Below are 26,393 nucleotides of genomic sequence, written 5' to 3'. Positions count from 1 at the left end.
GATATCTGCATGTGCATGTGCATGCTTATGGAATCAGCGCGCCAGCTCTTCCTTCAGCGCCTGGAGGAAGCCGTCCACGTCCTCCTCCTGGGTGTCGAAGCCGCACATCCAGCGGACGTCACCGGCGATCTCGTCCCAGAAGTAGAAGCGGTAGCGCTTCTGCAGCCGCCGCGACACCTCGTGGGGCAGCCGGGCGAACACCGCGTTGGCCTGCACCGGGTAGAGGATCTCCACCCCGTCCGTCTCGCGGACGCCCGCCGCCAGCCGCTGCGCCATGGCATTGGCGTGCCGGGCGTTGCGCAGCCACAGGTCCTTGGCCAGCAGGGCTTCCAGCTGCACCGACACGAACCGCATCTTCGACGCGAGCTGCATCGACATCTTGCGGATGTGCTTCATCTGGCGGACGGCGTCCTGGTTGAGCACGACCACCGCCTCGCCCATCATCATGCCGTTCTTGGTGCCGCCGTAGGACAGCACGTCCACGCCGGCCGTATTCGTGAAGGTGCGCATCGGCACGTCGAGGGAGGCCGCGGCGTTGGCTATCCGCGCCCCGTCCAGGTGCACCTTCATGCCCAGGGCGTGCGCGTGCTCGCAGATCGCCCGGACCTCGTCCGGGGTGTAGACCGTGCCCAGCTCGGTGTTCTGGGTGATCGAGACGACCTGGGGCATGGCCCGGTGCTCGTCCTCCCAGCCCCAGGCCTGCCGGTCGATGAGCTCGGGGGTCAGCTTGCCGTCCGGGGTGGGGACGGTGAGCAGCTTCAGGCCGGCCATCCGCTCCGGTGCGCCGCCCTCGTCGACGTTGATGTGCGCCGACTCGGCACAGACCACGGCGCCCCAGCGGTCGGTCATGGCCTGGAGGGCCGTGACGTTGGCGCCGGTGCCGTTGAAGACCGGGAAGACCTGCGCGTACGGTCCGAAATGGCTGCGGAAGACCTTCTGCAGGTGCTCGGTGTACTCGTCGTCGCCGTAGGCCACCTGGTGGCCGCCGTTGGCGAGCGCGATGGCCTCCAGGATCTCCGGGTGCACCCCCGCGTAGTTGTCGCTCGCGAAACCGCGCACCGCCGGGTCGTGGTGCCGGCGGGCATCGGTCCTCACGGTTGCGGAGTGAGCCACAGACGCTGTCCGTTCACATCGGTGGCGGGCCGCTCCCACACGCCGGCGATGGCCTCGGCCAGCTCCTGGACGTCGGTGAAGCCCGCGAACTTCGCATTGGGACGCTCGGCGCGCATCGCGTCGTGCACCAGTGCCTTGATGACCAGGATCGCAGCTGCGGCGCCCGGGCCGTCATCGCCCCCCGCCTTGCGGAAGGAATCGGCGAGGGCCAGCGTCCACGCCTCGGCCGCCGCCTTGCCCGCGTTGTACGCGGCGTTGTTGGCGACCGGCTTGTGCGCGCCGGACTGGCTGACCAGGACGTAGCGGCCGCGTGCGCTGCGCAGCAGGCCGTCGTGGAAGGCCAGCGAGGTGTGCTGGACGGTGCGGATGAGGAGCTTCTCCAGGAAGTCCCAGTCCGCGAGGTCGGTGTCGGTGAAGGAGGTGCTGCCGCGCCAGCCGCCGACGAGGTGGACGAGGCCGTCCAGGTGGCCGAACTCCTTCTCCGTCTGCTCGGCCCAGGCCTTGGTGGCGGCCAGGTCGAGCAGGTCCACGGTGTCACCGGTGATGGTGGCTCCGCCGTGGGCGTACCGCGCCGCGTCCACGGCCTCGGCGAGCCGCGCCGGGTCGGCGTCGGAGGCCACGACCACCGCGCCCGCCTCGGCGAGGCGGAGCAGGGTGGCGCGGCCCGCGGGGCCGCCGGCCCCGGCCACCGCGACCACAGCTCCCTGAAGCTTTCCGTTGCCGTTCGCGGAGCCGTTCATCTGTGCAGCCTCCTGGGGGCGAGTGCTCACGCGGCGACCCGCGCGGCGCTCTCGGCGGTACGGGCGGTGATGCCCTTCGTCGAGGCGATCACGCCCTTGAGCTTCTTGGCGAGGGCCTCGTAGAACATGCTGAGCGGAAACTCGTCCGGAAGCACGTCGTCCACCAGCTTGCGCGGAGGCTGCGTCATGTCGAGGGCGTCGGGGCCCTTGGCCCACTTGGAGCCCGGGTGGGGGGCGAGGTAGGTCGAGACCAGCTCGTACGCCTTGAACCAGTGGACGAGCTTCGGGCGGTCGATGCCGGCCCGGTAGAGGTCCTCGATCTCGGCGCACAGCTCGTTGGTGACCTGCGGAGCGCGCATCCAGTCGATCTTCAGCTTGTTGTCCGTCCAGCGCACGACGTCGTGCTTGTGGAGGTACGCGAAGAGGAGCTGGCCGCCCAGGCCGTCGTAGTTCCGGTTGCGGTCGCCGGAGACCGGGAAGCGGAACATCCGGTCGAAGAGGACGGCGTACTGCACGTCGCGGCCGTGCTCGTTGCCCTCGGACTCGAGCTTGACCGCCTCCTTGAAGGCGGTGAGGTCGCAGCGCAGCTCCTCCAGGCCGTACATCCAGAACGGCTGGCGCTGCTTGATCATGAAGGGGTCGAACGGCAGGTCGCCGTGACTGTGCGTGCGGTCGTGGACCATGTCCCACAGGACGAAGGCCTTCTCGCAGCGCTCCTGGTCCTCGACCATGGCGGCGATGTCCTCGGGCAGCTCGATGCCCAGGATGTCCACGGCGGCCTCGGTGACCCGGCGGTAGCGGGCGGCCTCGCGGTCGCAGAAGATGCCGCCCCAGGTGAAGCGCTCGGGGGCCTCGCGCACCGCGATGGTCTCCGGGAAGAGCACGGCGGAGTGCGTGTCGTAACCCGGGGTGAAGTCCTCGAAGGTGATGCCGAGGAAGAGCGGGTTGTCGTAGCGGGTCCGCTCCAGCTCGGAGAGCCACTCGGGCCACACCATCTTGAGCACGACGGCTTCGAGGTTGCGGTCCGGGTTGCCGTTCTGCGTGTACATGGGGAAGACGACGAGGTGCTGGAGGCCGTCGGCCCGCCCGGAGGCCGGGTGGAAGGCCAGCAGGGAGTCGAGGAAGTCGGGGACCCCGAAGCCGTCGGCAACCCATTTGTGCAGGTCGGCGACGAGCGCCCGGTGGTACGCGGCGTCATGCGGCAGCAGCGGGGACAGCGCCTCGACGCCCTCGGCCACGCGGGCGACCGCGGCCTCGGCGGCCGACCGGGCGGGGGCGCCCTCGGCCGCGAAGTCGATGGAGCCGTCCTTGGACTGCCAGGGGCGGATCTCCTCCACGGCGGCCTTGAGTTCGGGCCATGCCGGGTGGTCCACCACCCGCGCATCGGCGGTTATCGCGGTACCGCCGGCACCCGACACAAGAGTTTCCGTCATGTCACTTCCTCCACAGGAGAACCTCACGTGAGGGCAGCGTAAGCGTGTGAGGCTCTTCTACTCAAGTGGAAAGCCAGGAAATTATCCTGCGCCACCCCCTCCGTCACCGAAATTCTTCCCGTCCTTCAGGGTGGAAGCAATCGCTCCGCCCCGTCCTCCAGCCCGGACGGTGGCGTGGTGGCACTGGACCAGCCCCCGCCGTGGCGGAACACCACCGCGGGCCGGCGCCCGGCCGGCGCTCCGGGCCGGGGCGGCGGACGCGTACGGCGGGTGCGGGCGCGCCGGGCGGCCCCGGCAGCTCCCGGTCCTCGCCCGACTCGACGGCCGGGCCGCGGAAGGAGGCCGCGGGTGCGGCGGAAGATCCACGCGCCGCGGCGGCGCCGGTCAGCGCCCGCCGACGTCGGGGAAGGCGGCTGTCAGGACGTCGACGTGGGGCCGGGCGCCGGGGTCGAGCCGGTTCGCGAAACGCGCGGGGCCGGTCACGGCCGCGCCCGCAGGCGCTCCCGGCCGGGCGGCGCCGGCCTCGGCGTCCGGCCGGTGCCGGAAGTGCGGGATGGCCTTCTCGTCCCACTGCCACAGGGTCTCGAGGCACAGCTGCTGCTCCACCGCGCCCCTCCGGGCCGGGCTCTGGAACTCGTCCGCACCGGGCTCCTTCGCCGCCGGACGTACGTGATGGCGTCGTCGGTGGTGGCGGGGGCGTGGTCCGGGGCGCTGTCGGCAGACCTGGCGGAGCCCGGCGAGGGCCCCGCGGAGGGGTCCGGGGCGGCAGGCCGTCAAGCCGGCGGGGACGCGCCCACCGGCGGGTGACGCGCGGGGGCCGGCGGCGCGCGCACGGCCCTGACGGGATGCGGCCGGACGGCCCTTCGAGGGGGCTGCACGGGCGGTCCCCTCACATCCGCGGCGCACTAGCATGCGTCCTCATCGCGCGCGGCCGGCAGGGACACCGTCGCCGCGCGGAGAGCCGCCGTCGACGGAAGCGAGAGAACCTTGACTTTCCTCACCATCGGTCACCGCGGGGTCATGGGTGTCGAACCGGAGAACACCCTCCGGTCGTTCGTCCGCGCGGAACGGGCCGGCATGGACGTCATCGCCCTGGATCTCCGGTTGAGCAAGGACGGCGCCCTCGTCGCGCTGCACGACCCCGAGGTGGACCGGACCACCGACGGCTCGGGGTCCGTCGCCGATCTGACCCTGGCCGCACTGCGTGAACTCGACGCGGGTCAGGGCGAACAGGTGCCGCTCCTGGAGGAGGTGCTGGACGCGGTCCGCACCCCCCTGCAGGTGTCGGTGGCCGACCGGGCCGCCGCCGGGGCGCTCGCCGAGCTCGTCCTGCGCCGCGACCTGAGCGCCCGCGTCGAGGTGGCCTCCGCGCAGGACGCGCTGCTGGCGGAGGCCGCCCGGCTGGTGCCGGGCCTGCGGACCACGCTCTTCGCGCGCCCGCACGGCCCGGACGTCGTGGAGCGGGCGCTGGCGGCCGGCGCCGCCACGCTGGCGCTGGACATCCGGCGGCTGACGTTGGAGACGGTGGAGGCGGCGCACGCGGCCGGGCTCCGGGTGACGGGCTGGACGGTCAACACCCTGGACCAGCTGCGGCTGGCGCGGGCGCTCGGACTGGACGGGGCCGCGACCGACTACCCGGAGATCCGCAGCACGGGCCGCTTCACGGCGTGAGGCGTCCTCAGAGCGACTTGACCAGCAGCTCGAAGGCCAGGTCGGGACGGAGCGGGACGCCGAAGCGCTCGTTGCCGTAGGGGAAGGGGCTCAGCTCGCCGGTGCGCCGGTACCCGCGGCGGACGTAGTAGGCGATGAGCTCCTCCCGCACGTTCACCACCGTCATCCGCATCTCCTTGGCTCCCCACACCTCGGCCGCACGCCGCTCGGCCTCGGCCAGGATCTCCTTGCCGAGGCCACCGCCCTGCAGGCCGGGGCGGACGGCGAACATCCCGAAGTAGACGTACTCCCCGCGGTGTTCGAGCTGACAGCAGGCGACGAGTTCACCGGCCCGCTCGACGACGAGCAGGATGCCGTCCGGGGCGGCGATGACCTCGCGCACCCCGTCCTCGTCGGTGCGCTGACCCTCCAGGTAGTCCGCCTCGGTGGTCCAGCCGGCCCGGCTCGCGTCCCCGCGGTACGCCGACTCGACCAGGACCACCAGTTCCGGTACGTCGGCCTCCACGGCGCTGCGGAAGCTCAAGGGGGCGGGGCTGGCGGTCGACATGCGGACTCCGTTCTACGCAATGGCATATGACATGCCCGGTACGGCAGGGAGAGCCTATCCCGGAGCGGCGTGCGGACCCCCGCGGGCGGGCATTCCTTCCGGTGACGCCGACGAACCCGGAGGTTCCGCCGTGCACGGTCCCGCCACGTCCCTGCCCGCCTCCGTCTCCGCCTGGTTGCTGGTCCTGCTGTGCGCCGTGGCCGGCGGCTCCTGCCTGGTGCGGGCGGGCAGAGCCGGCCGCGGCGGGCGCGGCGCGGCGGCCGCCGAGGCGCTGATGGGTTTCGGCATGGCCCTGATGGCCGCGCCGCCGGGAACCGGCACCTGGGGGCCGCGGCTCCTGCTCGCCGTCTTCTGTGCGGCGGCGCTGCACTCGGTGTGGCTGCTGCGCGGCGGGCTGCACCACGTCCACCACCTCGTGGGCTCGCTGGCCATGGCCTACATGGCGCTGACGGCGGTGGCGCCCGCGGGGTCCCCGTCCGCGGGCGGGCACGGCGCCGCCTCGCACGGCGCCGGACTGCCTCTCGTCACCGGGGCGCTGCTGCTGTACTTCGCGGGCTACGTCCTGCTGGGCGGGGCCCGGCTGGTGGCGGCGGGCGGCGGGCGGCCGCTCGGCGGCGAGGCCGTGGCGGGCGACGGCCTCCCGACGTACGCCGAACTGGCCCCGGCCTGCCGACTGGCCATGGGCATCGGGATGTTGGCCATGCTGCTCGCGATGTGAGGGCTTCGGGGGACGTGTCCTGCGTCACCAATACGCCGAGGCCGTACCCGCAGGTAGCCCTGCGCTCATAGGCTGGCGGCCATGATGGTCCCCGCCGTTCTCCTGCTGCTCGGCGCCCTGACCGCGGTGCTCGCCCCCCGGCTGCTGGCCCGGGCCACCTGGCCCGAGCGCGAACCCGTCGTCGCCCTGTGGGCGTGGCAGTGCGTGGTCGGGGCCGTGCTCCTGTGCCTCGCGCTGTCGATGCTGCTCAGTGCGGCGGCGGCCTGGCTGGCGGTGCGGGACGGACTCTTCGCCGCCGCCCCGCACGGGGTGGCCGACGCCTACGGGCCGGGTGCGTCCGGGGGGCCGTGGGCCGCCGCGACCGCGCTGGTCCTGGCGGGCGGCGCCCTGTGGACGGGCGCCAAGCTGGCCGTGGAGGTGCTGCGGGCGCGGGCGCGGCGGCGGGCCCAGGGCAGCGAGCTGCTGGTGCGGGCCCCGCTGATGCCCGGCGAGGACCCGGCCGCCTCACGGCTCGTCGTCCTGGAGGGGGCACGGCCGGATGCCTGGTGGCTGCCGGGGACGGCCCCGCAGCTGGTGGTCACGACTGCGGCGCTGGGCCGGTTGAAGGGGAGCCAGCTGGACGCCGTCCTGGCCCACGAGCAGGGGCATGCGGCCGCCCGCCACGACTGGCTGCTGAACTGTGCGCGGGCGCTCGCCGGCGGCTTCCCGCGGGTGCCGGTCTTCGCCGCGTTCGAAGCGGAGATGCACCGGCTGGTCGAACTGGCCGCCGACGACGTGGCCTCGCGGCGGTTCGGGCGGCTGACGGTCGCCTTGGCCCTGGTCGGGCTGAACGAGGACCGCGGGGTCTTCGGCCCCGGCCCGGCCCCGCAGGCGCACGTGACGCACCGGGTCCGCCGGCTGCTGTCCGCCGCACCCCGCCTGCCGGCGGCCCGCCGCCTGCGCCTGACGGCCTTGGCCACCCTGGTGCCGGCGGTCCCCCTGCTGGTGGCCTTCGTACCGGGGCTGAGCACGTTGGCCTGAGGCCGCGGAGCAGATCGGAACCGCCGCTTCCGCGGGCGCGCCAGGCCGGTGGGAGAGGTTCCGGTGCTGCGAGGATCGATCGTATGCGGAGCGAGCGACTGCGGTGGACGGGCGTCCTGTGCGCGGTGTCGGCAGCCGCGCTGACGGTACTGGTGCGGGCGCAGTGGCAGCCGCTGGTCTCCCGCGACGAGCGCACCGCGCGGGTCCTGCACGCCTGGGCGGTCGCCCACCCGGGGGCCACGCAGGCCGTGCGCGTGCTGAGCGACTGGGTGTGGGACCCCTGGACCATGCGCGCCCTGGCCGCGCTCGCCTTCGTGTGGCTGTGGCGGCGCGGTGACCGGGACCGGGGGCTGCGAGTGGCCCTGGCCGTCCTGCTCGCCGCCGTGGTGCAGCAGACACTGAAGGCGCTGGTGGGCCGGGAGCGCCCGGTGTGGCCGGATCCGGTGGACTCGGCGCACTACGCGGCCTACCCGTCCGGCCATGCGATGACCGCGACGGTGGTGTGCGGCCTGCTGCTGTGGCTGCTCCCCCGCGGGAGCCCCGGGACACCCGGAGGGCCGGCGGCGCCGCGGCCGGCCCTGTCGGCCGCGGCGGTGGGAGCGGCCTGGGCCCTGGCCGGGGTCTCGGTGGTCGGCGTCGGCCTCACCCGGCTCTACCTGGGCGTGCACTGGGCCTCCGACGTGGTCGCCGGCTGGCTGCTGGGGGCCGCGGTGGTGGCCTTCGCGACGGGATGGCGACGTGGCAGGCTGTGGCCGTGAACGCACCCACTCCCGGCGCCTGGCTGCGCGCGGGCATCAGTCGTGACGGCGGCCCGCTCCGGGAGACCGGGCATGTCGTCTGGCTCCAGAGCGGCGCCTTCTACGCCGACAGCCGCGGGTTCGCCGGCACCACCGCGTACGACGGGCGCCAGGTCACCTTCCGCCACGAGGTCGGCGCCCCGGGCCACGACGTGGGCATGCTGCGGCGGGAGGGGACCGGGCTGGTCGAGACCGGGGAGAACCCGGACGGGAGCACTTTCCTGGAAGTCTGGACGCCGCTCGAAGAGGCCGGCGGACACGCGCCGGAGGGCTCCTGGTCCGCGGCGGGGAGCCAGACGGTCCGGGTGGGCCGCCATGTCGTCCACGTCGACGGCGCGGGGAACGGCGCCCACTTCGTCCTGCCCGCGGGACCGGACGGCCCCTGAGCAGCGGGCGCCGCGGTGCGGGGCGGGAGGTGGTGCCGGAGGCGGTGCGGTGTGCCTGCTCTGGGCGATCCCCCGTGTCACCCAGAGCAGACGACCCCGTGCGTATATTGGCTCTCAGCCAGTCAACGCAGGAGTAAGCATGTCCCCGCGCAGCGCATCGGTCAATGAAGAATTGCGCAGACGTTCCCGGGAGCGGTTGCTCCAGGCCACGGTCGAACTCGTCTCCGAACGCGGGTACGAGGCCACGACGCTCGGCGACATCGCCGACCGGGCGGGGGCGGCCCGCGGCCTGGTCTCGTACTACTTCCCGGGGAAGCAGCAGCTGCTGCAGTCGGCCGTCCACCGGCTGATGCACCGGACCCTGCAGGAGGCGCTGGAGCGCGAGCCGCTGCGCACCGACGCCCTGCAGGGCCGCGAACTCCTCGCCCGGGCCATCGATGCGATCCTCGGCCTGGCCCGGGAGCACCCGCGGCTGATGCGGACGCACATGGCGGGCATCCTCTCGGCCGACGGCTTCGTGCAGTGCCCGGAGCAGCAGCGGCTGGCGGAGCTGCTGCGCGGGACCGTCGCCCGGTACGGGTCCCGGGACGTGGACACCGACTACCCGCTGCTGCGGGCGCTGCTGATGGGCGCGGTGGTGGCCGTCCTGCTGCCCGGGGCGCCGATGCCGGCGGCGCGGCTGCGGGCCGAGCTGTTCCAGCGGTACGGGCTGGACTGGGAGTTCGGGGTCCCGCCGGACGGCGGCGAGCCGTCCGGCGGAACGATTCCGCGCTGACCGCGGACCGGCCCGGCCTAGCGGTAGTCGGGCTGGGTCTGGACGTTGAGCCGGTCCATCCGCACCCGCTTGGCGCTGTCGGTGCGCCAGTCGTCGAGCCGGAGCACGTCGAGGCCCTTGGCGATGTCGTTCGAGTAGATGTGCCCGTTGTAGTAGTACGCCGACCAGGACCCGCCGACCGCGAGCTGGTCCGTGTTGAGCGGGCCGCGTTCGAAGTAGGCGATCTCCTTGGGGCGGTCCGAGTCGGTGAAGTCCCAGACCGAGATGCCGCCCTGGTACCAGGCCTGCACCATGATGTCGCGGCCCCCGCCGACCGGGATCAGCGAGCCGTTGTGCGCCACGCAGTTCTCGGTGTCGGCCTGGTGGCGCGGGATCTTGAAGTAGCTGCGGAAGGAGAGCTTGCGCTGGTCGCCGCGGCCGGTGATGTCGTAGATCCCGTCGGCCCCCCGGTCGGGTCCGGTGGCCTCGTTGCAGGTGGCGCCGCCGCCACCGCCGAGCTCGTCGGTGAACACCACCTTGTCGGCCCGCTCGTTGAAGGTCGCCGAGTGCCAGAACGCGAAGTTCACGTTGTCCTGCACCCGGTCGATGACCCTCGGCTGCTCCGGCCTGCTGATGTCGAAGAGGATGCCGTCGCCCATGCAGGCGCCCGCGGCGAGGTTCTTCGACGGCAGGACGGTGATGTCGTGGCAGCCGGTGGTCGCCGAGACGCCCGGGTTGACCGGGCCGCCCGGGTTGCCGCCGTCGGGGAAGAGCACCGGGAAGGCGACCACCGCGGCCCGGGTGGGCGCCTTCTTCGGAACCTTCACCACCGAGATGCCGTCGTGCGGCGGCTTGCAGTCGGGAAAGGCCTCGTTCGGCGAGTACGAGGCGACGTAGAGGTAGATGTCCTTGCCGCCGTCGAGCAGGGTGTGGGTGTGCGAACCGCAGGCCGTCTCCACGGACTTGACGTACTTGGGGTTCTTCTTGTCCTTGATGTCGAAGATCTTGATGCCCTCCCACGAGGACTTCTCCGTCGCGGGCTGCGAGACGCTGTTGCAGGAGTCGTCGCTGCGCGAGGAGTCGGTGGAGAGGAAGAGCAGGTCGCCCTGGACGGAGATGTCGTTCTGGCCGCCGGGGCAGAGGACCTGGCTGACCGTCTTGGGGGCCTGGGGGTTGCCGATGTCGTAGATCGTGAAGCCGTTGTAGTTGCCCGCGTAGGCGTACCTGCCCTGGAAGGCCAGGTCGGAGTTGGTGACGCCGGGGAAGGTGCTGGGGATGTTGGCCAGGGGCTTGATGTTGCGGCTGTGGACGATCTCGTCCTTGCCGGGGATCTCGCCGGGCAGCGCCTCCCGGCCTGCGGCGGGGCCGCTGCTCTGCTGCCCGCCGGTTCCGGGTGTCAGGTCGCCCGGGTCCGGGGATGCGGCGGCGGTTCCCGCCGATAACAGCGCCGCGAGCAGTCCGGCCGCGGCGACGGCCGCGCCCAGACTCCTGTTCCGCACTCTTGTGGTGTGCATCGACGTCACGTGCCCTCCCATGGGAGTCCGATCGGTTCCGTCCGTCGTGGGAACGGAACCAGGACCCCGGCAGTATCGTCTTTCCATGGACATGGCAAAAGCCCACCGGGGCGCCAACGGCTCGGCGGCACGGCCCCTGCGGCTCGCCGCCGCGGGCGCAGCCGCCCTCCTGCTCCTGCTCACCGGCTGCCGCGAGGACGGTGGGGGCGGCGCGGCCCAGGACGCGGCGAAGGACGGCCGGCCCGCGGTCATCGCCCCCGGCCGGCCCGGCGAGAAGGCCCGCACCCTCTCCCCGGACCAAGCCCTGCGCGAACAGCCCGACGACAGCCCCAACGCTGCCGACCACGCCTACGTACGGGGCATGATCGAGCACCACCGGCAGGCCCTGGCGATGAGCGCCCTCGCCCCGGACCGGGCCTCGGCGGAGGGGGTCAGACGGCTCGCGGGACGGATCACCGCCGCCCAGAAACCCGAGATCGACGCGATGGAGGGGTGGCAGACCCGCTACCCGGCCCCGGCGCCGAAGGCCGCCGGACACGACCACGGCGCGATGCCCGGGATGGCCACGGAACAGCAGCTGCGCGAACTGGAACAGGCCCGGGGGGCCGGTTTCGACCGGTTGTTCCTGCGGCTGATGACCGCCCACCACGAGGGCGCCCTGAAGATGGCGGGCGAGGCCCTGGCCGACGGGAACAACGTGCTCGTCGAGGAGATGGCCAACGAGGTCGTGGCCACGCAGAGCGCCGAGATCCACCGGATGCGCGCGATGGGCTGACGTCCGGGGCGGCCGGTGCCATGCTGGGGACCACCTGCGGGAGGAGCTCCGCCGTGCTTCGAGTGGCCGTCGTCGGATCGGGTCCCAGCGGGGTCTACGCCGCGCAGGCGCTGGCCCAGCAGCGCGAGGTCCCCGGGGTGCGCGTCGACGTGCTGGACCGGCTGCCCGCGCCGTACGGACTCGTGCGGTACGGGGTGGCCCCCGACCACGAGAAGATCAAGTCGCTGCAGGGCAGTCTGCGCACCGTGCTGGAGGACGAGGGGATCCGCTTCCTCGGCCATGTGGAGGTCGGCGGCGACCGGCTGCCGGCCGGACGGCTGCTGGAGCTGTACCACGCAGTGGTGTACTGCGTGGGGGCGGCGCGGGACCGGCTGCTGGGCGTGCCGGGCGAGGACCTGGCCGGGGTGCACTCCGCCACCGCCTTCGTCGCCTGGTACAGCGGGCACCCCGACGCCGCGGCCGAGGCCTTCGACCTGCCCGGGGTGCGCTCGGCGGTCGTGGTCGGCGCGGGCAACGTGGCCGTGGACGTGACCCGGATCCTGGCCCGGGGCGTGCCGGAGCTGGCGCCGACCGACATGCCGCAGTCCGCGCTGGAGGCGCTGGGCGGGAGCGGGCTGCGCACGGTCGCCATGGTGGCCCGGCGCGGCCCGTCGCAGGCCAAGTTCACCACCAAGGAGCTGCGGGAGCTGGGCACGCTGCCCTCGGTGGAGGCGCTGGCGGACCCGGCCGAACTGGCTTTGGACCCCGCGTACGCCGGCGGCCCCGCGGCAGCGGCGCTCCCCGCGGTGGCGCGCCGGAACCTGGAGGTGCTCCGCGGCTGGGCGGAGCAGGGGCCGGGCGGTCCCCCGCCGGCGCCGCGCCGCATCACCCTGCGGTTCTACCTGCGCCCGGTGGAGGTGCTGGGCGGGCCCGACGGGCGGGTCCGGGCCGTGCGCTTCGAGCGGACGCTCCCGGACGGACAGGGCGGGGTGGCAGGGACCGGGCGGTACGAGGACCTGGACGCGCAGCTGGTGCTGCGTTCCGTCGGCTACCGGGGCGTCCCGCTGCCCGGCCTGCCCTTCGATCCGGCCTCGGGGACCGTCCCGCACGCGGCGGGACGGGTGCTGCGCGCGGGCCGGGCCTCGGTCGGCGAGTACGTGGCGGGCTGGATCAAGCGCGGCCCGACCGGGGTGATCGGTACGAACCGGCCGTGCGCCAAGGAGACCGTGTCCTCACTGCTGCAGGACGCGGGGGCGCTGGCCCGGCGGGAGCTCCCCGGCGACCCCCTGGACGCGCTGCGGGCCGCGGGCCTGCGGCCGGTCCTCTGGCCGGGCTGGCTGGCCATCGAGGCGGCCGAGGCCGAAGGGGGCCGCTCGCTGGGCCGCCGGACGGTGAAGATCCCGGACTGGGCCGGCCTCCTGGGCGCCGCGGGCCCGGCTCAGACCTGAGCGGCCAGACGGGCCGACTCGGCCCGGTCCGCGCGCAGGACGGCGTCGAGGAGCCCCGGGAAGAGGGACTCAAGGTCGGCGCGGCGCAGGGCGTTGAACTTGGTCGTGCCGCGGTAGGTCTGCCGGACGACGCCGCTCTCGCGCAGCACGCGGAAGTGGTGCGTGGTGGTGGACTTGGTGACGGGCAGGTCGAAGGCGGAGCAGCCCAGTTCCGGGCCGGAAGCCGCCAGGTCGCGGACGATCGACAGCCGGAGCGGGTCCCCGAGCGCGTGCAGGACGCCCTCCAGGCGGATCTCGGCCGGGTCGGGGTGGGCGAGGGTGCGGGCCGCGTCCCGTTCCGTCATTCGCTGCTCCTCACTCGCTGGGCTGCGGGCCCCATCGTACGAGAGCTCGTGGCCGGGCCGGCCCGGGCGGCCGGCGCCCGGGCCGCCCCCGTCACCAGGACCGGTGGTACGGGGCGGGTATGCGGACCTCGGCGCCCAGTTCCACCGCCGCACGGCGGGCCCAGTACGGGTCGCGCAGCAGCTCGCGGCCGAGCAGGACCGCATCGGCCTCGCCGTTGGCCAGGATCTTCTCGGCCTGCCCGGGTTCGGTGATCAGGCCGACGGCGGCGACGGGCAGGTCCGTCTCCGCCTTGACGCGGGCCGCGAAGGGCACCTGGTAGCCGGGGCCGACCGGGATGCTGAGCTTCGGGGCGAGGCCGCCGGTGGAGACGTCGAGGAGGTCCACGCCGTGCTCCTGGAGCAGCCCGGCCAGCCGGACCGTCTCCTCGGCGGTCCAGCCGTCCTGTTCGAGCCAGTCGGTGGCGGAGATCCGGAAGAACAGCGGGAGTTCCTCGGGCCACACGGCCCGTACGGCGTCCACCACGTCGAGGGCGAAGCGCGTGCGGTTCTCGAAGGAGCCGCCGTAGGCGTCGGTGCGCCGGTTGCTGTGCGGGGAGAGGAACTCCCCGATCAGGTAGCCGTGTGCGCCGTGGATCTCGACGACCTGGTAGCCGGCGGCGAGGGAGCGCGCGGCTGCGGCGGCGAACCGGGCGGTGATCTCCTGGATCTGCTCGACCGTCAGTTCCGCGGGTACGGGGTGGCCTTCGTCGAACGGCACGGCGCTCGGGGCGACCGGTTGCCAGCCGTACGCCTCGGGCCCGACCGGGCGGCCGCCCTTCCAGGTGCGGTCGGTCGAGGCCTTGCGGCCGGCGTGGGCGAGCTGGATGCCCGCGACCGCGCCCTGGGAGGCGATGAAGGAGGTGATCCGGCGCAGCGCCTCGACCTGTGCGTCGTTCCAGATGCCGAGGTCGTACGGGGAGATCCGGCCCTCGGGCGAGACGGCCGTGGCCTCCTGGAGGATCAGCCCGGTGCCACCGGTGGCGCGGGCTCCGTAGTGGGCGAAGTGCCAGTCGTTGGCCGTGCCCGTACCGGGGCCGGAGGGCTCGGCGCTGTACTGGCACATGGAGGCCATCCACACCCGGTTCGGGATGGTGACCCCGCGCAGGGTCCAGGGGGTGAACAGGGCGGCGGTACCGGCGGGCGGGGCAGCGGGGACGGCAGTGCTCATCAGGCTTCTCCAGAGGTCGCCGGGTGCACCGGCAACGGTTGAGTACGAGAGTCACCGTACTACGAATTTTCTCGTACTACGAGACTCCTCGTACTACGAGACCTCCCGTACCAGCAGGTCGAGTTCCGCCCGCAGGGCCCCGGCCAGGGCCGCCAGGTCCGGTACCGCCCGGGCGTCCGCGACCAGTCCGTAGTGCACCGTCCCCTTGTACGTGGAGACGGCGACCGCAAGGGCCTGCCCCCGGGCCAGCGGGGCGAGCGGGAAGACCGCGCGGACCCGGCTGCCGCCGAGGCTGAACGTCAGGCCCGGCAGCGGCACGCTGGTGACCAGGATGTCGAAGAGCAGCCGGGCCGCCTGGGCCACGAGCGGGCCGCCGAGCCGGTGCCCGAGCGGGTGCACGTGGTCGGCGAGGAGGGCGACCGCCCCGGCTCCGCGGGCGGGCCCGGCGTCCTTGTTGCGGTCCATGCCCTGGCGTACGGACCCCAGCCGGCGCAGCGGATCGGGCTCGGCGAGCGGCAGGCGGAGCAGGTACCCGGAGAGCCGGTTGCCCCCGCCGGACGCTCCCGGCCCGCGGCGCCGGGAGACGGGGATCAGTGCGCGCGGCCCGGCGCCCCGCGGCTCGGGGTCGCCGCGCCCGGCGAGCCAGCGCCGCAGCGCGCCCGCCACCAGGGCGATCAGCACGTCGTTGACGGTGCCCCCGACGGCCTTGCGGACCAGGTTGACCTCGTCCAGGTCCAGGGCCAGGCCCGCGACGGCCCGGCCGCCCGGCCGGGCCGGGGCCGCCGCCGGGTCGGCGGTGAGGGCCGTGGGGACCCCGACGGGCAGCCCGGCGCGGGCCACGGCGGCGCCGATCTCCAGCGCCTGGCCGACGTCCTGGACGCGGGCCGCCAGGGCGCCGGGGAGGCGGCGCAGGCGCAGGGCGGAACCGGGCCGTTGCGGGGGCACCGGTTGCGCGGGTCCCCGCAGGGCGGGGCCCTCGTCGAACAGGGCGGCGGCCAGGGCGAGCGCGCCCAGCCCGTCGGCGAGGGCGTGGTGGAACTTGAACAGCACGGCGAAGGAGTCCGGCTCGGGCCCAGCCAGCACGTGGGCCTCCCACGGCGGGAGCTCCCGGTCCAGCGGTCGCGCTATCAGCGGTCCGGCCGCGGCCTGCGGACCGGCGGCGTCCGTCCGGACCAGGAACACGTGCCGTGCCGGGTCGAAGCCGGGGTCGGGCGACCAGGCGGCCGCCCCGACGGGCAGCAGGACGTCGTGGATGCGGCGGCGCAGGCCGGGCAGGGCGGCGCAGCGTTCGGCGAGCAGCGCGGCGGCGCGCTCGGCGGCGCCGGAACCCGCAGCCTCGAAGACGGCGAGGGCGCCGAGGTGCATGGGATGGGCGGCGGATTCGATCCGCCAGAAGGCGAGGTCCAGCGGAGACAGGTGCTCAGTGGGCACTGAGGTCCTCTCGCATATGACAGCAGAGAGCTGAAGTCAATCGATTCCGAACACCAAGATGCAAGCAACGACCATTTAAGAACCGTGATGGGTCGGCACCGGTCACCTGTTCAGCGACCCGCGGCGCCACCGGGCTCCTGTCGGCGGTGGGGTGCAGACTGGCCGAAAAGAATTGCCGCTGAGGACGACGAAGTCCGGAGGTGCCGGCCATGGCCGACGTACTGCTGCTCGTAGGGACCCGCAAGGGACTGTTCACCGGCCGGCGCCGGGGGGACGGCCCCTGGGAGTTCGACGGGCCCCATTTCAACGCCCAGGCCGTCTACGCGGTCGCGATCGACCGGCGGGGCCCCGCGCCCCGGCTGCTGGTGGGGGCGGACAGCGCCCACTGGGGGCCGTCCGTCTTCAGTTCCGACGACCTGGGTGCCAGCTGGCGGGAGCCCGCCGCCGCGGCGGTGAAGTTCCCCAAGGACACCGGCGCCTCCCTGGAGCGGGTGTGGCAGCTCCATCCGGCCGGCCCGGAGGCCCCGGACGTGGTGTACGCGGGGACCGAGCCGGCCGCGCTGTTCCGCTCGACCGACCGCGGCGAGTCCTTCGAGCTGGTCCGCCCGCTGTGGGAGCACCCGAGCCGCAAGAGCTGGGTGCCGGGCGGCGGTGGCGAGGGGCTGCACACCGTGATCACCGACCCGCACGACCGGGAGGCGGTGACGGTGGCGGTCTCCACGGCGGGGGTGTTCCGCAGCAAGGACGGCGGCGCGAGCTGGTCCCCCTCCAACGACGGGGTGGCGGCGGTGTTCCTGCCGGACCCGTACCCCGAGTTCGGCCAGTGCGTCCACAAGATCGCCCAGGACGCGGCGGACACGGACCGGCTGTACCTCCAGAACCACTGGGGGGTCTACCGCAGCGACGACGCGGGGGCCCGGTGGACCGACATCGGGGGGAGCCTCCCCTCCGACTTCGGCTTCGCGGTGGCCGCCCACCCGCACCGCCCCGACACCGCCTACGTCTTCCCGCTGAACGCCGACTCCGACCGGGTCCCCGCGGAGCACCGCTGCCGCGTCTTCCGCACCCGGGACGCGGGCGCCACCTGGGAGCCGCTCACGCACGGGCTGCCCACGGGGGACCACTACGGCACGGTCCTGCGGGACGCGCTGTGCACGGACGACGCGGATCCGGCGGGGGTCTACTTCGGCAACCGCAACGGCGAGGTCTACGCCAGCCACGACGACGGCGACCACTGGCAGTTGCTGGCCGACCACCTGCCGGACGTGCTGTGCGTACGGGCGGCGAAGCTGAGCGACTGACCCGCCCCGGCGGCACCCGCCGGGCCCGCCTCCGCAGGGGGTCCGGCGGGTGCCGCACGGCCCCGATGGGCCAGTAGAGTGACCCAGCGTGGCAGCACGACCGTTGAACGAGATCGTCGAGCCGGGCTGGGCCCGGGCTCTGGAGCCGGTGGCGGGGCAGATCGCCGCCATGGGCGACTTCCTGCGCGCCGAGATCGCGGCGGGGAGGACCTACGTACCCGCCGGAGCCCATGTACTGCGCGCCTTCCAGCAGCCGTTCGACGAGGTCAAGGTCCTCATCGTCGGCCAGGACCCCTACCCCACCCCGGGGCACGCCGTGGGGCTGTCCTTCTCGGTGGCCCCCGAGGTGCGGCCGGTACCGCCCAGCCTGGACAACATCTTCCTGGAACTGCACCGGGACCTGGGCACCGGCCGGCCCGTGAACGGCGACCTCACCCCGTGGACCCGGCAGGGGGTGCTGCTGCTGAACCGCTCCCTGACCACCGCCCCCCGCCGTTCGAACGCGCACCAGGGCAAGGGCTGGGAGGCCGTCACGGACCAGGCCATCCGCGCCCTGGCCGCGCGCGGCAGACCGCTGGTCTCGATCCTGTGGGGCCGGGCCGCCCGGAACCTCCGGCCGCTGCTCGGGGACCTGCCCGTGGTGGAGTCCTCCCACCCCTCGCCCAAATCGGCCGACTACGGTTTCTTCGGCTCCCGGCCGTTCAGCCGGGCCAATGCGCTGCTCGAAGGCCAGGGTGTACAGCCTGTGGACTGGCGCTTGCCGTCCGTCAGTTGACCTTTCTCACATTCACCGGATAAATGCGGACAGATGCCATCGGAGCCAGCCCTGCCCGAACACCCGGTTCCGATAAGCCAGTAGCATGCGGCGCCATGAGCTCCCCCACTGGGCCCGCAAATGGCCTGCCCGTACGAATGCCGCGACCCCGCCAGACCGGACGGCACCGCCGGCCCGAGCCCGCGGTGGCGCCCGAGGGCGCGCCCGCGCTGGTGCTCGCCGTGCCCGGTGCCCCCTCGGCCGCCTCGCGAGGGCTCGCGGAAGAGATCATCAGCATCGGCCGTTCCGAGCTGCCGGGCCTCGATGCCCGGATCGGCTTCCTCGACGGTGATGACGCCTCCGAGTTCCCGTCCCTGTCGGGCGTGCTGACCGCGGTCGCCGAAGAGCGCACCGCGCGCGCGGAGTTCGCGCGCGCCGCCGGCCACGAGGTGCCCGCGCCGACCGGCCCCGACGCCGTGGTCGTGCCGCTGCTGGCCGGCCCGGACGGCGGTCTGCTGCGGCGGATCCGCCAGGCCCTGATGGACTCCTCGGCCGCCGCCGAACTCGCCGACGTACTCGGCCCGCACCCGCTGCTCGCCGAGGGCCTGCACGTGCGGCTGTCGGAGGCGGGCCTGGCCCGCGCCGACCGGGCACGGCTCTTCACGGTGACCACCGCCGCCGACGGCATCGTGCTGGCCACCACCGGTGGCGAGGAGGCCGTGCAGGCCGCCGGCATCACGGGCATGCTGCTCGCCGCCCGGCTCGCCGTGCCGGTCCAGGCCGCGGCCCTCGACCAGGAGGGTTCGGTGGCCGCGGTCGCCGAGCAGCTGCGCCGCGAGGGTTCCACCCAGCTGGCGCTCGCCCCGTACCTGATCGGCCCGGAGGCCGCCGAGGGCCTGCTGGACACCGCCTGCAAGGAGGCCGAGTGCGCCACGGCCGAGGTGCTCGGCGCGTACCCGGCGCTCGGCAAGCTGGCCGTCACCCAGTACGCGGCGGCGCTGGGGATCACCCAGGGGGCCGTGCACTGACCCGTCCACGGCACGGACGAGTGCCCCGCCACCGGATTCGGGGGCGGGGCACCCGTACGCCGGGGCGGTGGTGCGGGCGCGGGGCCGTCAGCCGAAGACCACGCAGGTCGCGGCGGGGACGGTCAGCGAGCCGGCCCGGGCCGGCTGCCCGGTCAGCGGGTCCACGTCGAACCAGGTGACGTCCCCGGAGCGTTCGTTCGCGGCGTACAGCCGGCGCCCCGAGGGGTCGGCGGTGAGATCGCGCGGCCAGCTGCCGCCACAGTCCACCGTCCCCGTGACCTGCGGCTTCAGGGCTCCTGCGGCGAGGGACAGGGTGACGAGGGCGTCGGCGCCGCGGACGGCGACCCACAGGAAGCGCCCGTTGGGGGAGACCGTCACCGCCGAGGGGTAGGCCCGTACGGCGCCTGGAGCCGCCCTGGGAGCCACCGGCACCTCGGCAACCGGTTCCAGGCGCCCCTCGGCCCCGTCCCAGCGGCAGACGGTCAGTTGGGGCTCCAGTTCGTGGACGACGTAGACCACGGCTGCGCCGGGGTGGAAGACGAGGTGGCGGGGTCCGGTCCCGGCGCGCAGTGCGGTCTCGGCGTGCAGCCGCAGCCCCCCGGTGTCCGGGTCCGGCGCGCAGACCCGTACCGAGTCGGTGCCGAGGTCCACGCTCAGCACCCAGCGGCCGCCCGGGGCGGGCACCACCTGGTGGGCGTGCGGGCGTTCCTGGCGGTCCGGGTCGGGCCCCGAGCCCCGGTGGGCGAGGACGGCCGGCGGGCCGCCCGGGCTGCCGTCGGCGGCCAGGGGGAGGCTGCTGACGCTGCCGGAGGTGTAGTTGGCGGTGTACAACCGGCCGCCCGCGAGGCTGAGGTGGGTGGGGCCGGAGCCGTCGACGGGCACGGCCGGGCCGAGTGCGTCGAGGCTCCGGGCGCCGGGCCGGAAGGCGGCCACCGCGCCCGGCTCCGTCTCGCTGACCGCGTACAGCACCCCGCTGGCAGGGTCGAGGGCCAGGTACGAGGGGTCCGCCAGGGTGTCGCAGGCCGCCAGCGGGGTGAGGGCCCCGGTGGCCGGATCCACGGCCGCGGTGGTGATGCCGCGGCCGCCCCCCGAGGTGAACGAGCCGATGTGGCACCGCTGTCCGGCGCTCCGGCCGGTCCTGTCCGTGCCGTCCACTGGGTGCCCCTCTCCGCCGTCCCGGATCCGTACGGAGCCGACGGTAACAGAAGGTCTAGACCAAATCCCGCCCTTGGGCGCGCTCCTGTGCGCCGGCATGGTGGACGTAGGCGGTGCTGCTGGGCCGGTCCTCGTAGGTGCGGTGGAAGACCGGGGTGGCCGATCCGGAGATCGGGGGCACGATCCAGGACCAGTCGGCGCCCACCTCGCGGCCCCTGCGCTCCTCCCGCGCCAGATGGGTCAGGAAGCGCCGGGACTCGCTGTGGTGGTCGGCGATGGTGACCCCGGCCCGGTCGAAGGAGTGCAGGACGGCCCGGTTGAGCTCGACCAGCGCACGGTCCTTCCAGAGCGAGCGGTCCGAGGTGGTGTCCAGGCCCAGGCGGCGGGCCACCGCGGGAAGCAGGTTGTAGCGGTCCTCGTCGGCGAGGTTGCGGGCGCCTATCTCGGTGCCCATGTACCAGCCGTTGAAGGGCGCGGCCGGGTAGTGGATCCCGCCGATCTCCAGGCACATGTTGGAGATGGCGGGCACGGCGTGCCAGCGCAGCCGCCAGTCGTCCCAGCCGTCGCCGCCGGCTTCCCCGTCGGGGTGGGCGATCGGGACCTCCAGCACGGCGTCCGCGGGGGTGTCGAACCAGCGGGGCTTGTCGTCGACCCCCTGGACCACCAGCGGGAGGAGGTCGAAGGGGGTGCCGGGGCCCCCGCCCCAGCCGAGCCGCAGCAGGGCCTGGGTGAGCGGGGCGTTGCGGGCGTCGCCGACGGTCACGGAGTGGTGGTCCCCGTACCCGGCGTACCGCACGAGCTGCTCGCTCCAGATGAGCGGTCCGGGACGGCCGGGTGCGTCCGGGGCGAAGACGGTGATCGTGGGGCGGATGCGGCCGCCGCCCGTCGCCTCGCGCAGGTGCTCGAAGCATTCGGCGGCGATGCCGTCCCCGTCGGTGACCTCCCGGCGGTCGCGCACCCGCAGGGAGTTCCAGTAGAGCCTGCCTATGCAGCGGTTGCTGTTGCGCCAGGCCACGCGGGCCCCGTGCACCAGCTCGTCGGGAGTGTGCCGGTAGGTTCCGGTGTCCGCGAGTTCGGCCCGCACGGCGGCGAGTCGGGCCTGCGGATCACCGGCGTCCCTGTTCTCCCGGTGGAAGAGTCGGATGAACTCCTCGGCCGCTTCCCACACCTGGGCGGTGGTGGAGCGCTGTTGAAGTATTTCCATCCCGGGCGATTACCCCCTGTCCGACCAGATCCACCCTGTACGTGCCGGATGAATGTGCAGTAAACAATCACCCGTTGTACATGCCGCAGGTCAACGCCGCCCGCCCAGGAAGGAGGGAACACCCTTCCGAGTGGTCTTCGGTCAAAGACCTGCGGAAGGGGAGGTCGGCGCTCTAAAATCCGCCCCAATTCACGGAGTTCACCGGGCGGCGGCGACGGCCTCCGGGCGGGGCGCCCGAGCCGCAGGGCCCGGCCCGTGCAGGCCCGCAGGGCTCACGAGCAGGGCCGGCTCATGAAGAGCGCCTGCTCACCGGCCGCGGGCGTGCCCCCGTAGAGGGCGGTGTCCAGGCCGCAGAAGGCGAAGCCCATGCGGCGGTAGGCGTGCACCGCGGGAGCGTTGACACTGCTGACCTCCAGCCACAGGTGGTCGGCGCCCCGTTCGCGGGCGAACCCGGCCACGCACTCCATCAGGGCGCGGCCGATGCCGCGGCCGCGGTGGGCCGGTGCGACCTCGATGTCCTCGACGGTCAGCCGCCGGTTCCAGGAGGAGTAGCCGGCGGCGGCGAAGCCGCACACCCGCCCGTCGTCGAGGGCCACGTAGGTGCGGGCGTCGCCGGCCGAGTCCTCGGCGCCGGCGCCCGCACCCGCCCCCACACCCTGCTCATCGTGCTCTTCGGGCGGGAACACCTTGCGCACCGGCGGGTCCACGGGGGTCTCGCGGAGGGTGAACCCGGCCTCGCCCACTTCCACCGCGAAGACGGTGTCCGTGGTGAAGGAGCTGTCGAGGGCCTCGATCGCGCCGGCGTCGCCGGGACGGGCGAGGCGGTAGACGATTCCGGCGGCGGAGCCGCGCGCGGCGCTGGTCATGAAGTCCACCGTACGCAAAAAATCCCCCGGTCGAATTGGCTGGGCCAATTGACTGCGGAGGGATCGGAAGGCGTATATTCGATATTTCATGTGCGCATGAAAATGCCGACATGAAGAACTCTACGAGGACACTGTAACGCGGCAGGAGTGCAATTGTCAACCGAGGAATTCCGGAAAGAGCAGCAATTCGTCACCGACCTCTATCGGCGCCTCGATGATCTGCGCGACCAGGCCGGACGGGCGGTCCGGGACGCTCTGCGTGATGTCGGCAGCGGATTCCAGGCCCGGCTGGAGCGGGACGTCGTGGTCGCCGAGCAGTCGGGCCTGCTGGCCGCCCTGGACGGCGGGGAGAACGGGCTGTGCTTCGGCCGGCTGGAGTTCACCGACGGCCGCGACCACCACATCGGCCGCATCGGGATCCGGGCCGACGACGCGGACCGCACCCCGCTCGTCCTGGACTGGCGGGCGGAGGTGGCCCGGCCCTTCTACCTGGCCACCGGGCACTCCCCCATGGGGCTGCGGCGCCGCCGCCACATCAGCAGCCGGGGCCGCACGGTCACCGCCCTCCACGACGAGATCCTCGACCTCACCGACGCCGAGCGCACCGGGCACGAGGGCGCCGACGCGGACGCCGTGCTGCTCGCCTCGCTCGACGCCGCCCGCACCGGCCGCATGCACGACATCGTGCGCACCATCCAGGCGGAGCAGGACCGGGTCATCCGCTCCTCCCACCGCGGGGTGCTGGTCGTCGAGGGCGGGCCGGGCACCGGCAAGACGGCCGTCGCCCTGCACCGGGCCGCGTACCTGCTCTACGCGCACCGGGAGCAGCTCGCCCGGCGCGGCGTGCTGATCGTCGGCCCGGGTCCCGCATTCCTGCACTACATCGGCGGGGTGCTGCCCGCGCTCGGCGAGACGGGAGTCCTGCTCGCCTCGCCCGGTGAGCTCTTCCCCGGCGTGCACGCCACCGGCACCGACCGGCCGGGGGCGGCCGCCGTCAAGGGCCGGGCCGCGATGGCGCAGGTGCTGGCGAAGGTCGTCGCCGACCGCCAAGGGCTGCCGGAGACGGTTCCGGCGGGCACCGGCGAGGAGTACGACACGGTTCCCGAACCCGCGCTGGAGATCGACCACGACGATTACGGGACCCTGCTGCTGGACCGTTCCATGGCCTACGAGGCGCGGGACCGGGCCCGGGCCACCGGGCTGCCGCACAACCTGGCGCGGCCCTCCTTCGCCTTCCGGATCATCGACGCCCTCACCGCGCAGCTCGCCGACCGGCTGGGAGCGGACCCGTACGGCGGCCCGAACCTGCTCGGGCTCGACGACGTGGCCCAGCTCGGCAAGGAGATCGCGACGAGCCCCGCGGTACATGCCGCGATCGACGTCCTGTGGCCGCCGCTGACCCCCCGGCAGCTGGTCGCCGACTTCCTGGCCGAGCCCACCCACCTGCCGGCGCACGAGGCGGAGCTGGTGCGGCGGGCCCCCTCGGCCCGGCCGCAGTGGACCCCGGCGGACGTGCCGCTGCTGGACGAGGCCGCCGAGCTGCTCGGGGAGGACGACAGTGCCCGGCGGGCGGCGGAGCAGCGGGACCGGGAGCGGCGCATCGCCTATGCGCAGGGGGTGCTGGACCTGTCGGAGGGTTCGCAGTCCTACGAGTTCGAGGACGAGGAGAGCGAGTTCCTCGCGGCGCACGACGTCATCGACGCCGAGCGGATGGCGGAGCGGCACGAGGAGGCCGACCACCGCAGTACCGCCGAACGGGCCGCCGCCGATCGCACCTGGGCCTTCGGGCACGTCATCGTCGACGAGGCGCAGGAACTGTCGGAAATGGCGTGGCGGCTGCTGATGCGGCGCTGCCCGACCCGCTCGATGACCCTGGTCGGCGATCCCGCGCAGACCTCGGACGAGGCGGGCTGCGGTTCCTGGCGGCGGATCCTCGAACCGTACGCGGGCGACCGCTGGGACCTGGTCCGGCTGGGGGTCAACTACCGGACCCCGGCCGAGGTCATGGAGGTGGCCGCGGCCGTGCTGCGGGCCCGCGACCCCGGCTTCGAGCCGCCGCGGTCGGTGCGGTCCACCGGTGTGCGGCCCTGGGCCCGGGCGGCCGGGGACCTGGCGGCGGCCGTCGCGGAGGCGGTGCGGCAGGGTCCGCCGGCCGGGGGGCGGCTGGCCGTCGTCGCCCCGCGCGCCCTGCACGGCGCGCTGGCCGCCGTCCTGCCCGGGGTCCGGGAGGGCGCGGAGCCGGACCTGACGCGGGACGTGGTGCTCCTGGACCCGCGGCAGGCGAAGGGGCTGGAGTTCGACACGGTGGTCGTGGTGGAGCCGGACGGGTTCGCGCCGAGCGACCTGTACGTGGCGCTGACCCGGGCCACGCAGGTCCTGGGCGTGGTGCACTCCCCGGGACGGCTGCCGGCCGGGCTGGCGCAGGCGTCCGGGGAGCTGTTGGACCGGCGCTGACGGCCGCGCCCTGCCGGACCAGGCCCGGGCAGGGCGGGGCCGCCGGGCTCAGGCGGCGCGGACGAGCGGGCTCCGGGGGTCGCTGTGCAGCGGCGCCGCCAGGTCGGCCAGGGCCCGCTCCAGGCCGTGCAGGTGGGCGAGGGCCGGCTCGCCCGCGGGGGTGGTCCGGGCCTGCGCCCGGTCGGCGGCCGTGCCCTCGCCGAGCGCACGTTCCCCGGCGGTCAGGGCCTCCACCGCCGCCTCGACCCGCCAGCACGCGGCGGCGAGCCGGGCGTCGTGCGAGGCCGCCGGGTCGGCGGCGACGGCGACCAGCCCGCGCACCTCCCGTGCGCACTCGTCCAGCAGCGCGATCACCTGGCGGGCGCGCGCCTTGCGGGCACGGAAGGGGCTGAGCGGATGCACCAGGGGCGCCAGGGCCATCCGCACCCGGGCCAGGAGCAGCTCCAGTTCGGCGGCGTACGGGCCGGGGTCGGACGATTCCGAGCCGGCCAGCCGCGCGGCCGCCTCCCCGGTGGCCGCGTGCACGCAGCGCAGGGCCCGCTGGATCCACGCCTCGTTGGTGGCATGGGTGGTGACGGGCAGCACCAGCACCACGGCGAGGGCGGCGCCGAGGGCGCCGACCGCCGTCTCCTCGAAGCGCAGGAGCAGCAGCCCGGGGTGCAGCACCCCGAGGAGCCCGTAGAGCAGGCCGGCCATGACGGTGACCGCCAGCATCATCCAGCTGTAGGAGACGGGCGCGGTGTAGAAGATGCCGAAGACGCAGACGGCGACCAGTGCGGCGGTGGGCACGGCCGCACCGTGCAGCGGTACCGCGATCAGCAGGCCCACGGCGATGCCGATCACGGTGCCGAGGACGCGGCGGAAGCCGCGGACGAGGGTCTCGCCGCGCGAGGCGGTGTTCACGAAGATCCACCAGGCGGTTCCGACGGCCCAGTACCAGCGGTCCTCGGACAGGAACTGGCCGACGCCCAGGGCGAAGGCGCATGCCGCGGTGGTCTGGAAGGCCTGCCGGGTGGTGGGCCGGGCCAGGCCCGTGCCGGGCAGCGCGGGCGGGGCGGCCGGCGGCGGGATGCGGCGTTCGAGGGGCCAGAGCACGAAGCGGACGCCCCCGGCGCAGAGCAGCGCCAGCCCGACGGCGGCGTACAGCTCGGGGAGCTGCGCGGGCACCGCGTGCAGGAACTGGGTGACGAAGAAGTGCATGAAGGCGAAGATCCCGAGGGCGTGCCCGCGCGGCCCCCAGCGCCGGGCGTAGACCCCGGCGAAGACGACGGCGAGGAAGGCCGCGTCCCGGGCGAGCGGCACGCCGTGCAGGGTCGTGGCAAGCGCGAGGACGGGGAATCCGGCGGCGGGCAGCAGGGCCGTGGTGACCCGCTGGGCGCGCACGCTGGAGTCGCCGACGGTGAACAGGGCCAGCAGGGCCGCCAGTCCCCCGGTGATGGACGCGGTCAGCGACAGGCCGCACAGCTCGGCGGCGGCCACGGCCAGGGCGATGCCGGTCACCGCGCGCAGTGAGTTCCTGAGCCTGGTTCGCCCCGGGTCCGGAGCCACGAACATCTTCTTCACGGCGGTGTGCCGCCCCCCTTGCAGTGGTGCGCGCCGACTCGCGGCCGCCCGGGGGTGGTGGGCGGTGACGGGCACGGCGAAGGCACCGCGGTCCGGATCCGGCCTCGTTGCCGTCCGGCGCTGCGCGGCGCCGTCAGTACATGGATACGCCACAGACAATCATCCGAGGGCCCACTGGCTCAACTCGTGTG

25 protein-coding genes are annotated in these 26,393 nt (G+C 74.0%); 12 read left to right on the top strand and 13 right to left on the bottom strand.

The features are described from left to right. Positions 1-33: 33 nt before the first annotated feature. The 4 genes from ACLJTM_RS07590 to ACLJTM_RS07575 form a co-directional block, all read right to left on the bottom strand. Positions 34-1,095 (bottom strand): threonine aldolase family protein, encoded by a 1,062-nt coding sequence (locus tag ACLJTM_RS07590; protein ID WP_411102644.1) that lies wholly within the window; start codon positions 1,093-1,095, stop codon positions 34-36. Further along, complete coding sequence (locus ACLJTM_RS07585; RefSeq protein WP_411102643.1) at positions 1,092-1,853, bottom strand: SDR family NAD(P)-dependent oxidoreductase; 762 nt, start codon at positions 1,851-1,853, stop codon at positions 1,092-1,094. The genes ACLJTM_RS07590 and ACLJTM_RS07585 overlap by 4 nt, the downstream gene beginning before the upstream one ends. Positions 1,854-1,879: 26 nt before the next feature. Beyond that, on the bottom strand, positions 1,880-3,286 hold the full coding sequence (locus ACLJTM_RS07580) for a DUF6421 family protein (protein WP_411102642.1): 1,407 nt from the start codon (positions 3,284-3,286) through the stop codon (positions 1,880-1,882). Between the two features lie 384 nt (positions 3,287-3,670). Then, positions 3,671-3,892 (bottom strand): hypothetical protein, encoded by a 222-nt coding sequence (locus ACLJTM_RS07575; protein WP_411102641.1) that lies wholly within the window; start codon positions 3,890-3,892, stop codon positions 3,671-3,673. Between the two features lie 381 nt (positions 3,893-4,273). On the opposite strand from ACLJTM_RS07575, the gene ACLJTM_RS07570 reads away from it, so the two are divergent. Next, positions 4,274-4,957, top strand: coding sequence for a glycerophosphodiester phosphodiesterase (locus ACLJTM_RS07570; RefSeq protein WP_411102640.1), 684 nt, complete (start codon positions 4,274-4,276; stop codon positions 4,955-4,957). A gap of 7 nt (positions 4,958-4,964) precedes the next feature. On the opposite strand, the gene ACLJTM_RS07565 is transcribed toward ACLJTM_RS07570, so the two are convergent. Beyond that, positions 4,965-5,504 carry a GNAT family N-acetyltransferase gene (locus ACLJTM_RS07565; protein ID WP_411102639.1) on the bottom strand — a complete coding sequence of 180 codons (540 nt, stop codon included), beginning with the start codon at positions 5,502-5,504 and terminating at the stop codon, positions 4,965-4,967. A gap of 130 nt (positions 5,505-5,634) precedes the next feature. On the opposite strand from ACLJTM_RS07565, the gene ACLJTM_RS07560 reads away from it, so the two are divergent. The 5 genes from ACLJTM_RS07560 (at position 5,635) to ACLJTM_RS07540 (ending at position 9,200) form a co-directional block, all read left to right on the top strand. After that, on the top strand, positions 5,635-6,222 hold the full coding sequence (locus ACLJTM_RS07560) for a DUF5134 domain-containing protein (RefSeq protein WP_411102638.1): 588 nt from the start codon (positions 5,635-5,637) through the stop codon (positions 6,220-6,222). 81 nt (positions 6,223-6,303) lie between these two features. Next, complete coding sequence (locus tag ACLJTM_RS07555) at positions 6,304-7,242, top strand: M56 family metallopeptidase (RefSeq protein ID WP_411102637.1); 939 nt, start codon at positions 6,304-6,306, stop codon at positions 7,240-7,242. An 83-nt stretch (positions 7,243-7,325) separates the two neighbouring features. Further along, positions 7,326-8,000 (top strand): phosphatase PAP2 family protein, encoded by a 675-nt coding sequence (locus tag ACLJTM_RS07550; protein ID WP_411102636.1) that lies wholly within the window; start codon positions 7,326-7,328, stop codon positions 7,998-8,000. Then, a complete protein-coding gene (locus ACLJTM_RS07545) occupies positions 7,997-8,425 on the top strand; it encodes a hypothetical protein (RefSeq protein ID WP_411102635.1) in 429 nt (142 codons plus the stop codon). Before ACLJTM_RS07550 ends, ACLJTM_RS07545 begins: the two co-directional genes overlap by 4 nt. A gap of 139 nt (positions 8,426-8,564) precedes the next feature. After that, complete coding sequence (locus ACLJTM_RS07540; protein ID WP_411102634.1) at positions 8,565-9,200, top strand: TetR/AcrR family transcriptional regulator; 636 nt, start codon at positions 8,565-8,567, stop codon at positions 9,198-9,200. A 17-nt stretch (positions 9,201-9,217) separates the two neighbouring features. Here the strand turns inward: ACLJTM_RS07540 and ACLJTM_RS07535 are convergent, their stop codons facing one another. Then, positions 9,218-10,693: an LVIVD repeat-containing protein gene (locus ACLJTM_RS07535; protein WP_411102633.1), complete on the bottom strand. Its 1,476-nt coding sequence runs from the start codon at positions 10,691-10,693 to the stop codon at positions 9,218-9,220. Between the two features lie 85 nt (positions 10,694-10,778). On the opposite strand from ACLJTM_RS07535, the gene ACLJTM_RS07530 reads away from it, so the two are divergent. Next, on the top strand, positions 10,779-11,468 hold the full coding sequence (locus ACLJTM_RS07530; protein WP_411102632.1) for a DUF305 domain-containing protein: 690 nt from the start codon (positions 10,779-10,781) through the stop codon (positions 11,466-11,468). 53 nt (positions 11,469-11,521) lie between these two features. Next, positions 11,522-12,895 (top strand): FAD-dependent oxidoreductase, encoded by a 1,374-nt coding sequence (locus tag ACLJTM_RS07525; RefSeq protein ID WP_411102631.1) that lies wholly within the window; start codon positions 11,522-11,524, stop codon positions 12,893-12,895. On the opposite strand, the gene ACLJTM_RS07520 is transcribed toward ACLJTM_RS07525, so the two are convergent. The 3 genes from ACLJTM_RS07520 to ACLJTM_RS07510 all read right to left on the bottom strand — a co-directional run bounded on the left by ACLJTM_RS07520 (position 12,886) and on the right by ACLJTM_RS07510 (position 15,877). Further along, positions 12,886-13,239, bottom strand: a complete 354-nt coding sequence (locus tag ACLJTM_RS07520; RefSeq protein ID WP_411102630.1) for an ArsR/SmtB family transcription factor — start codon at positions 13,237-13,239, stop codon at positions 12,886-12,888. The two genes, ACLJTM_RS07525 and ACLJTM_RS07520, sit on opposite strands and share 10 nt — an antisense overlap. A 91-nt stretch (positions 13,240-13,330) precedes the next feature. Next, positions 13,331-14,446 (bottom strand): NADH:flavin oxidoreductase/NADH oxidase, encoded by a 1,116-nt coding sequence (locus ACLJTM_RS07515; RefSeq protein WP_411102629.1) that lies wholly within the window; start codon positions 14,444-14,446, stop codon positions 13,331-13,333. A 93-nt stretch (positions 14,447-14,539) separates the two neighbouring features. Further along, positions 14,540-15,877 carry a wax ester/triacylglycerol synthase family O-acyltransferase gene (locus ACLJTM_RS07510; RefSeq protein WP_411102628.1) on the bottom strand — a complete coding sequence of 446 codons (1,338 nt, stop codon included), beginning with the start codon at positions 15,875-15,877 and terminating at the stop codon, positions 14,540-14,542. Positions 15,878-16,086: 209 nt separating this feature from the next. Between ACLJTM_RS07510 and ACLJTM_RS07505 the strand changes: the two genes are divergently transcribed. The 3 genes from ACLJTM_RS07505 (at position 16,087) to ACLJTM_RS07495 (ending at position 18,960) form a co-directional block, all read left to right on the top strand. Next, positions 16,087-17,178 (top strand): WD40/YVTN/BNR-like repeat-containing protein, encoded by a 1,092-nt coding sequence (locus ACLJTM_RS07505; RefSeq protein WP_411102627.1) that lies wholly within the window; start codon positions 16,087-16,089, stop codon positions 17,176-17,178. 88 nt (positions 17,179-17,266) lie between these two features. Then, the gene (locus tag ACLJTM_RS07500) at positions 17,267-17,953 is read left to right on the top strand and encodes a uracil-DNA glycosylase (RefSeq protein ID WP_411102626.1); all 687 of its coding nucleotides are present in this window, start codon (positions 17,267-17,269) and stop codon (positions 17,951-17,953) included. A 95-nt stretch (positions 17,954-18,048) separates the two neighbouring features. After that, complete coding sequence (locus ACLJTM_RS07495) at positions 18,049-18,960, top strand: sirohydrochlorin chelatase (protein ID WP_411102625.1); 912 nt, start codon at positions 18,049-18,051, stop codon at positions 18,958-18,960. 87 nt (positions 18,961-19,047) lie between these two features. Here ACLJTM_RS07495 and ACLJTM_RS07490 read toward each other — a convergent pair whose 3' ends face one another. The 3 genes from ACLJTM_RS07490 to ACLJTM_RS07480 form a co-directional block, all read right to left on the bottom strand. Next, entirely contained in the window at positions 19,048-20,115 is a 1,068-nt protein-coding gene (locus tag ACLJTM_RS07490; RefSeq protein ID WP_411102624.1) for a lactonase family protein, read from the bottom strand. Positions 20,116-20,170: 55 nt separating this feature from the next. Beyond that, positions 20,171-21,319: a nitric oxide synthase oxygenase gene (locus ACLJTM_RS07485; protein WP_411102623.1), complete on the bottom strand. Its 1,149-nt coding sequence runs from the start codon at positions 21,317-21,319 to the stop codon at positions 20,171-20,173. A gap of 272 nt (positions 21,320-21,591) precedes the next feature. Then, on the bottom strand, positions 21,592-22,185 hold the full coding sequence (locus ACLJTM_RS07480) for a GNAT family N-acetyltransferase (RefSeq protein ID WP_411102622.1): 594 nt from the start codon (positions 22,183-22,185) through the stop codon (positions 21,592-21,594). A gap of 147 nt (positions 22,186-22,332) precedes the next feature. On the opposite strand from ACLJTM_RS07480, the gene ACLJTM_RS07475 reads away from it, so the two are divergent. After that, the gene (locus ACLJTM_RS07475) at positions 22,333-24,639 is read left to right on the top strand and encodes a HelD family protein (protein ID WP_411102621.1); all 2,307 of its coding nucleotides are present in this window, start codon (positions 22,333-22,335) and stop codon (positions 24,637-24,639) included. 48 nt (positions 24,640-24,687) lie between these two features. Here ACLJTM_RS07475 and ACLJTM_RS07470 read toward each other — a convergent pair whose 3' ends face one another. Continuing rightward, positions 24,688-26,193, bottom strand: coding sequence for an FUSC family protein (locus tag ACLJTM_RS07470; RefSeq protein ID WP_411103263.1), 1,506 nt, complete (start codon positions 26,191-26,193; stop codon positions 24,688-24,690). Positions 26,194-26,393: the final 200 nt, after the last annotated feature.

This window comes from Streptomyces sp. cmx-4-9 (assembly GCF_046548835.1).
In the GTDB taxonomy this organism is placed as follows: Bacteria; Actinomycetota; Actinomycetes; order Streptomycetales; family Streptomycetaceae; genus Streptomyces.
Note: the sequence above shows the minus strand (reverse complement) of the source record. Positions and strands in the feature narration are given on the sequence as shown.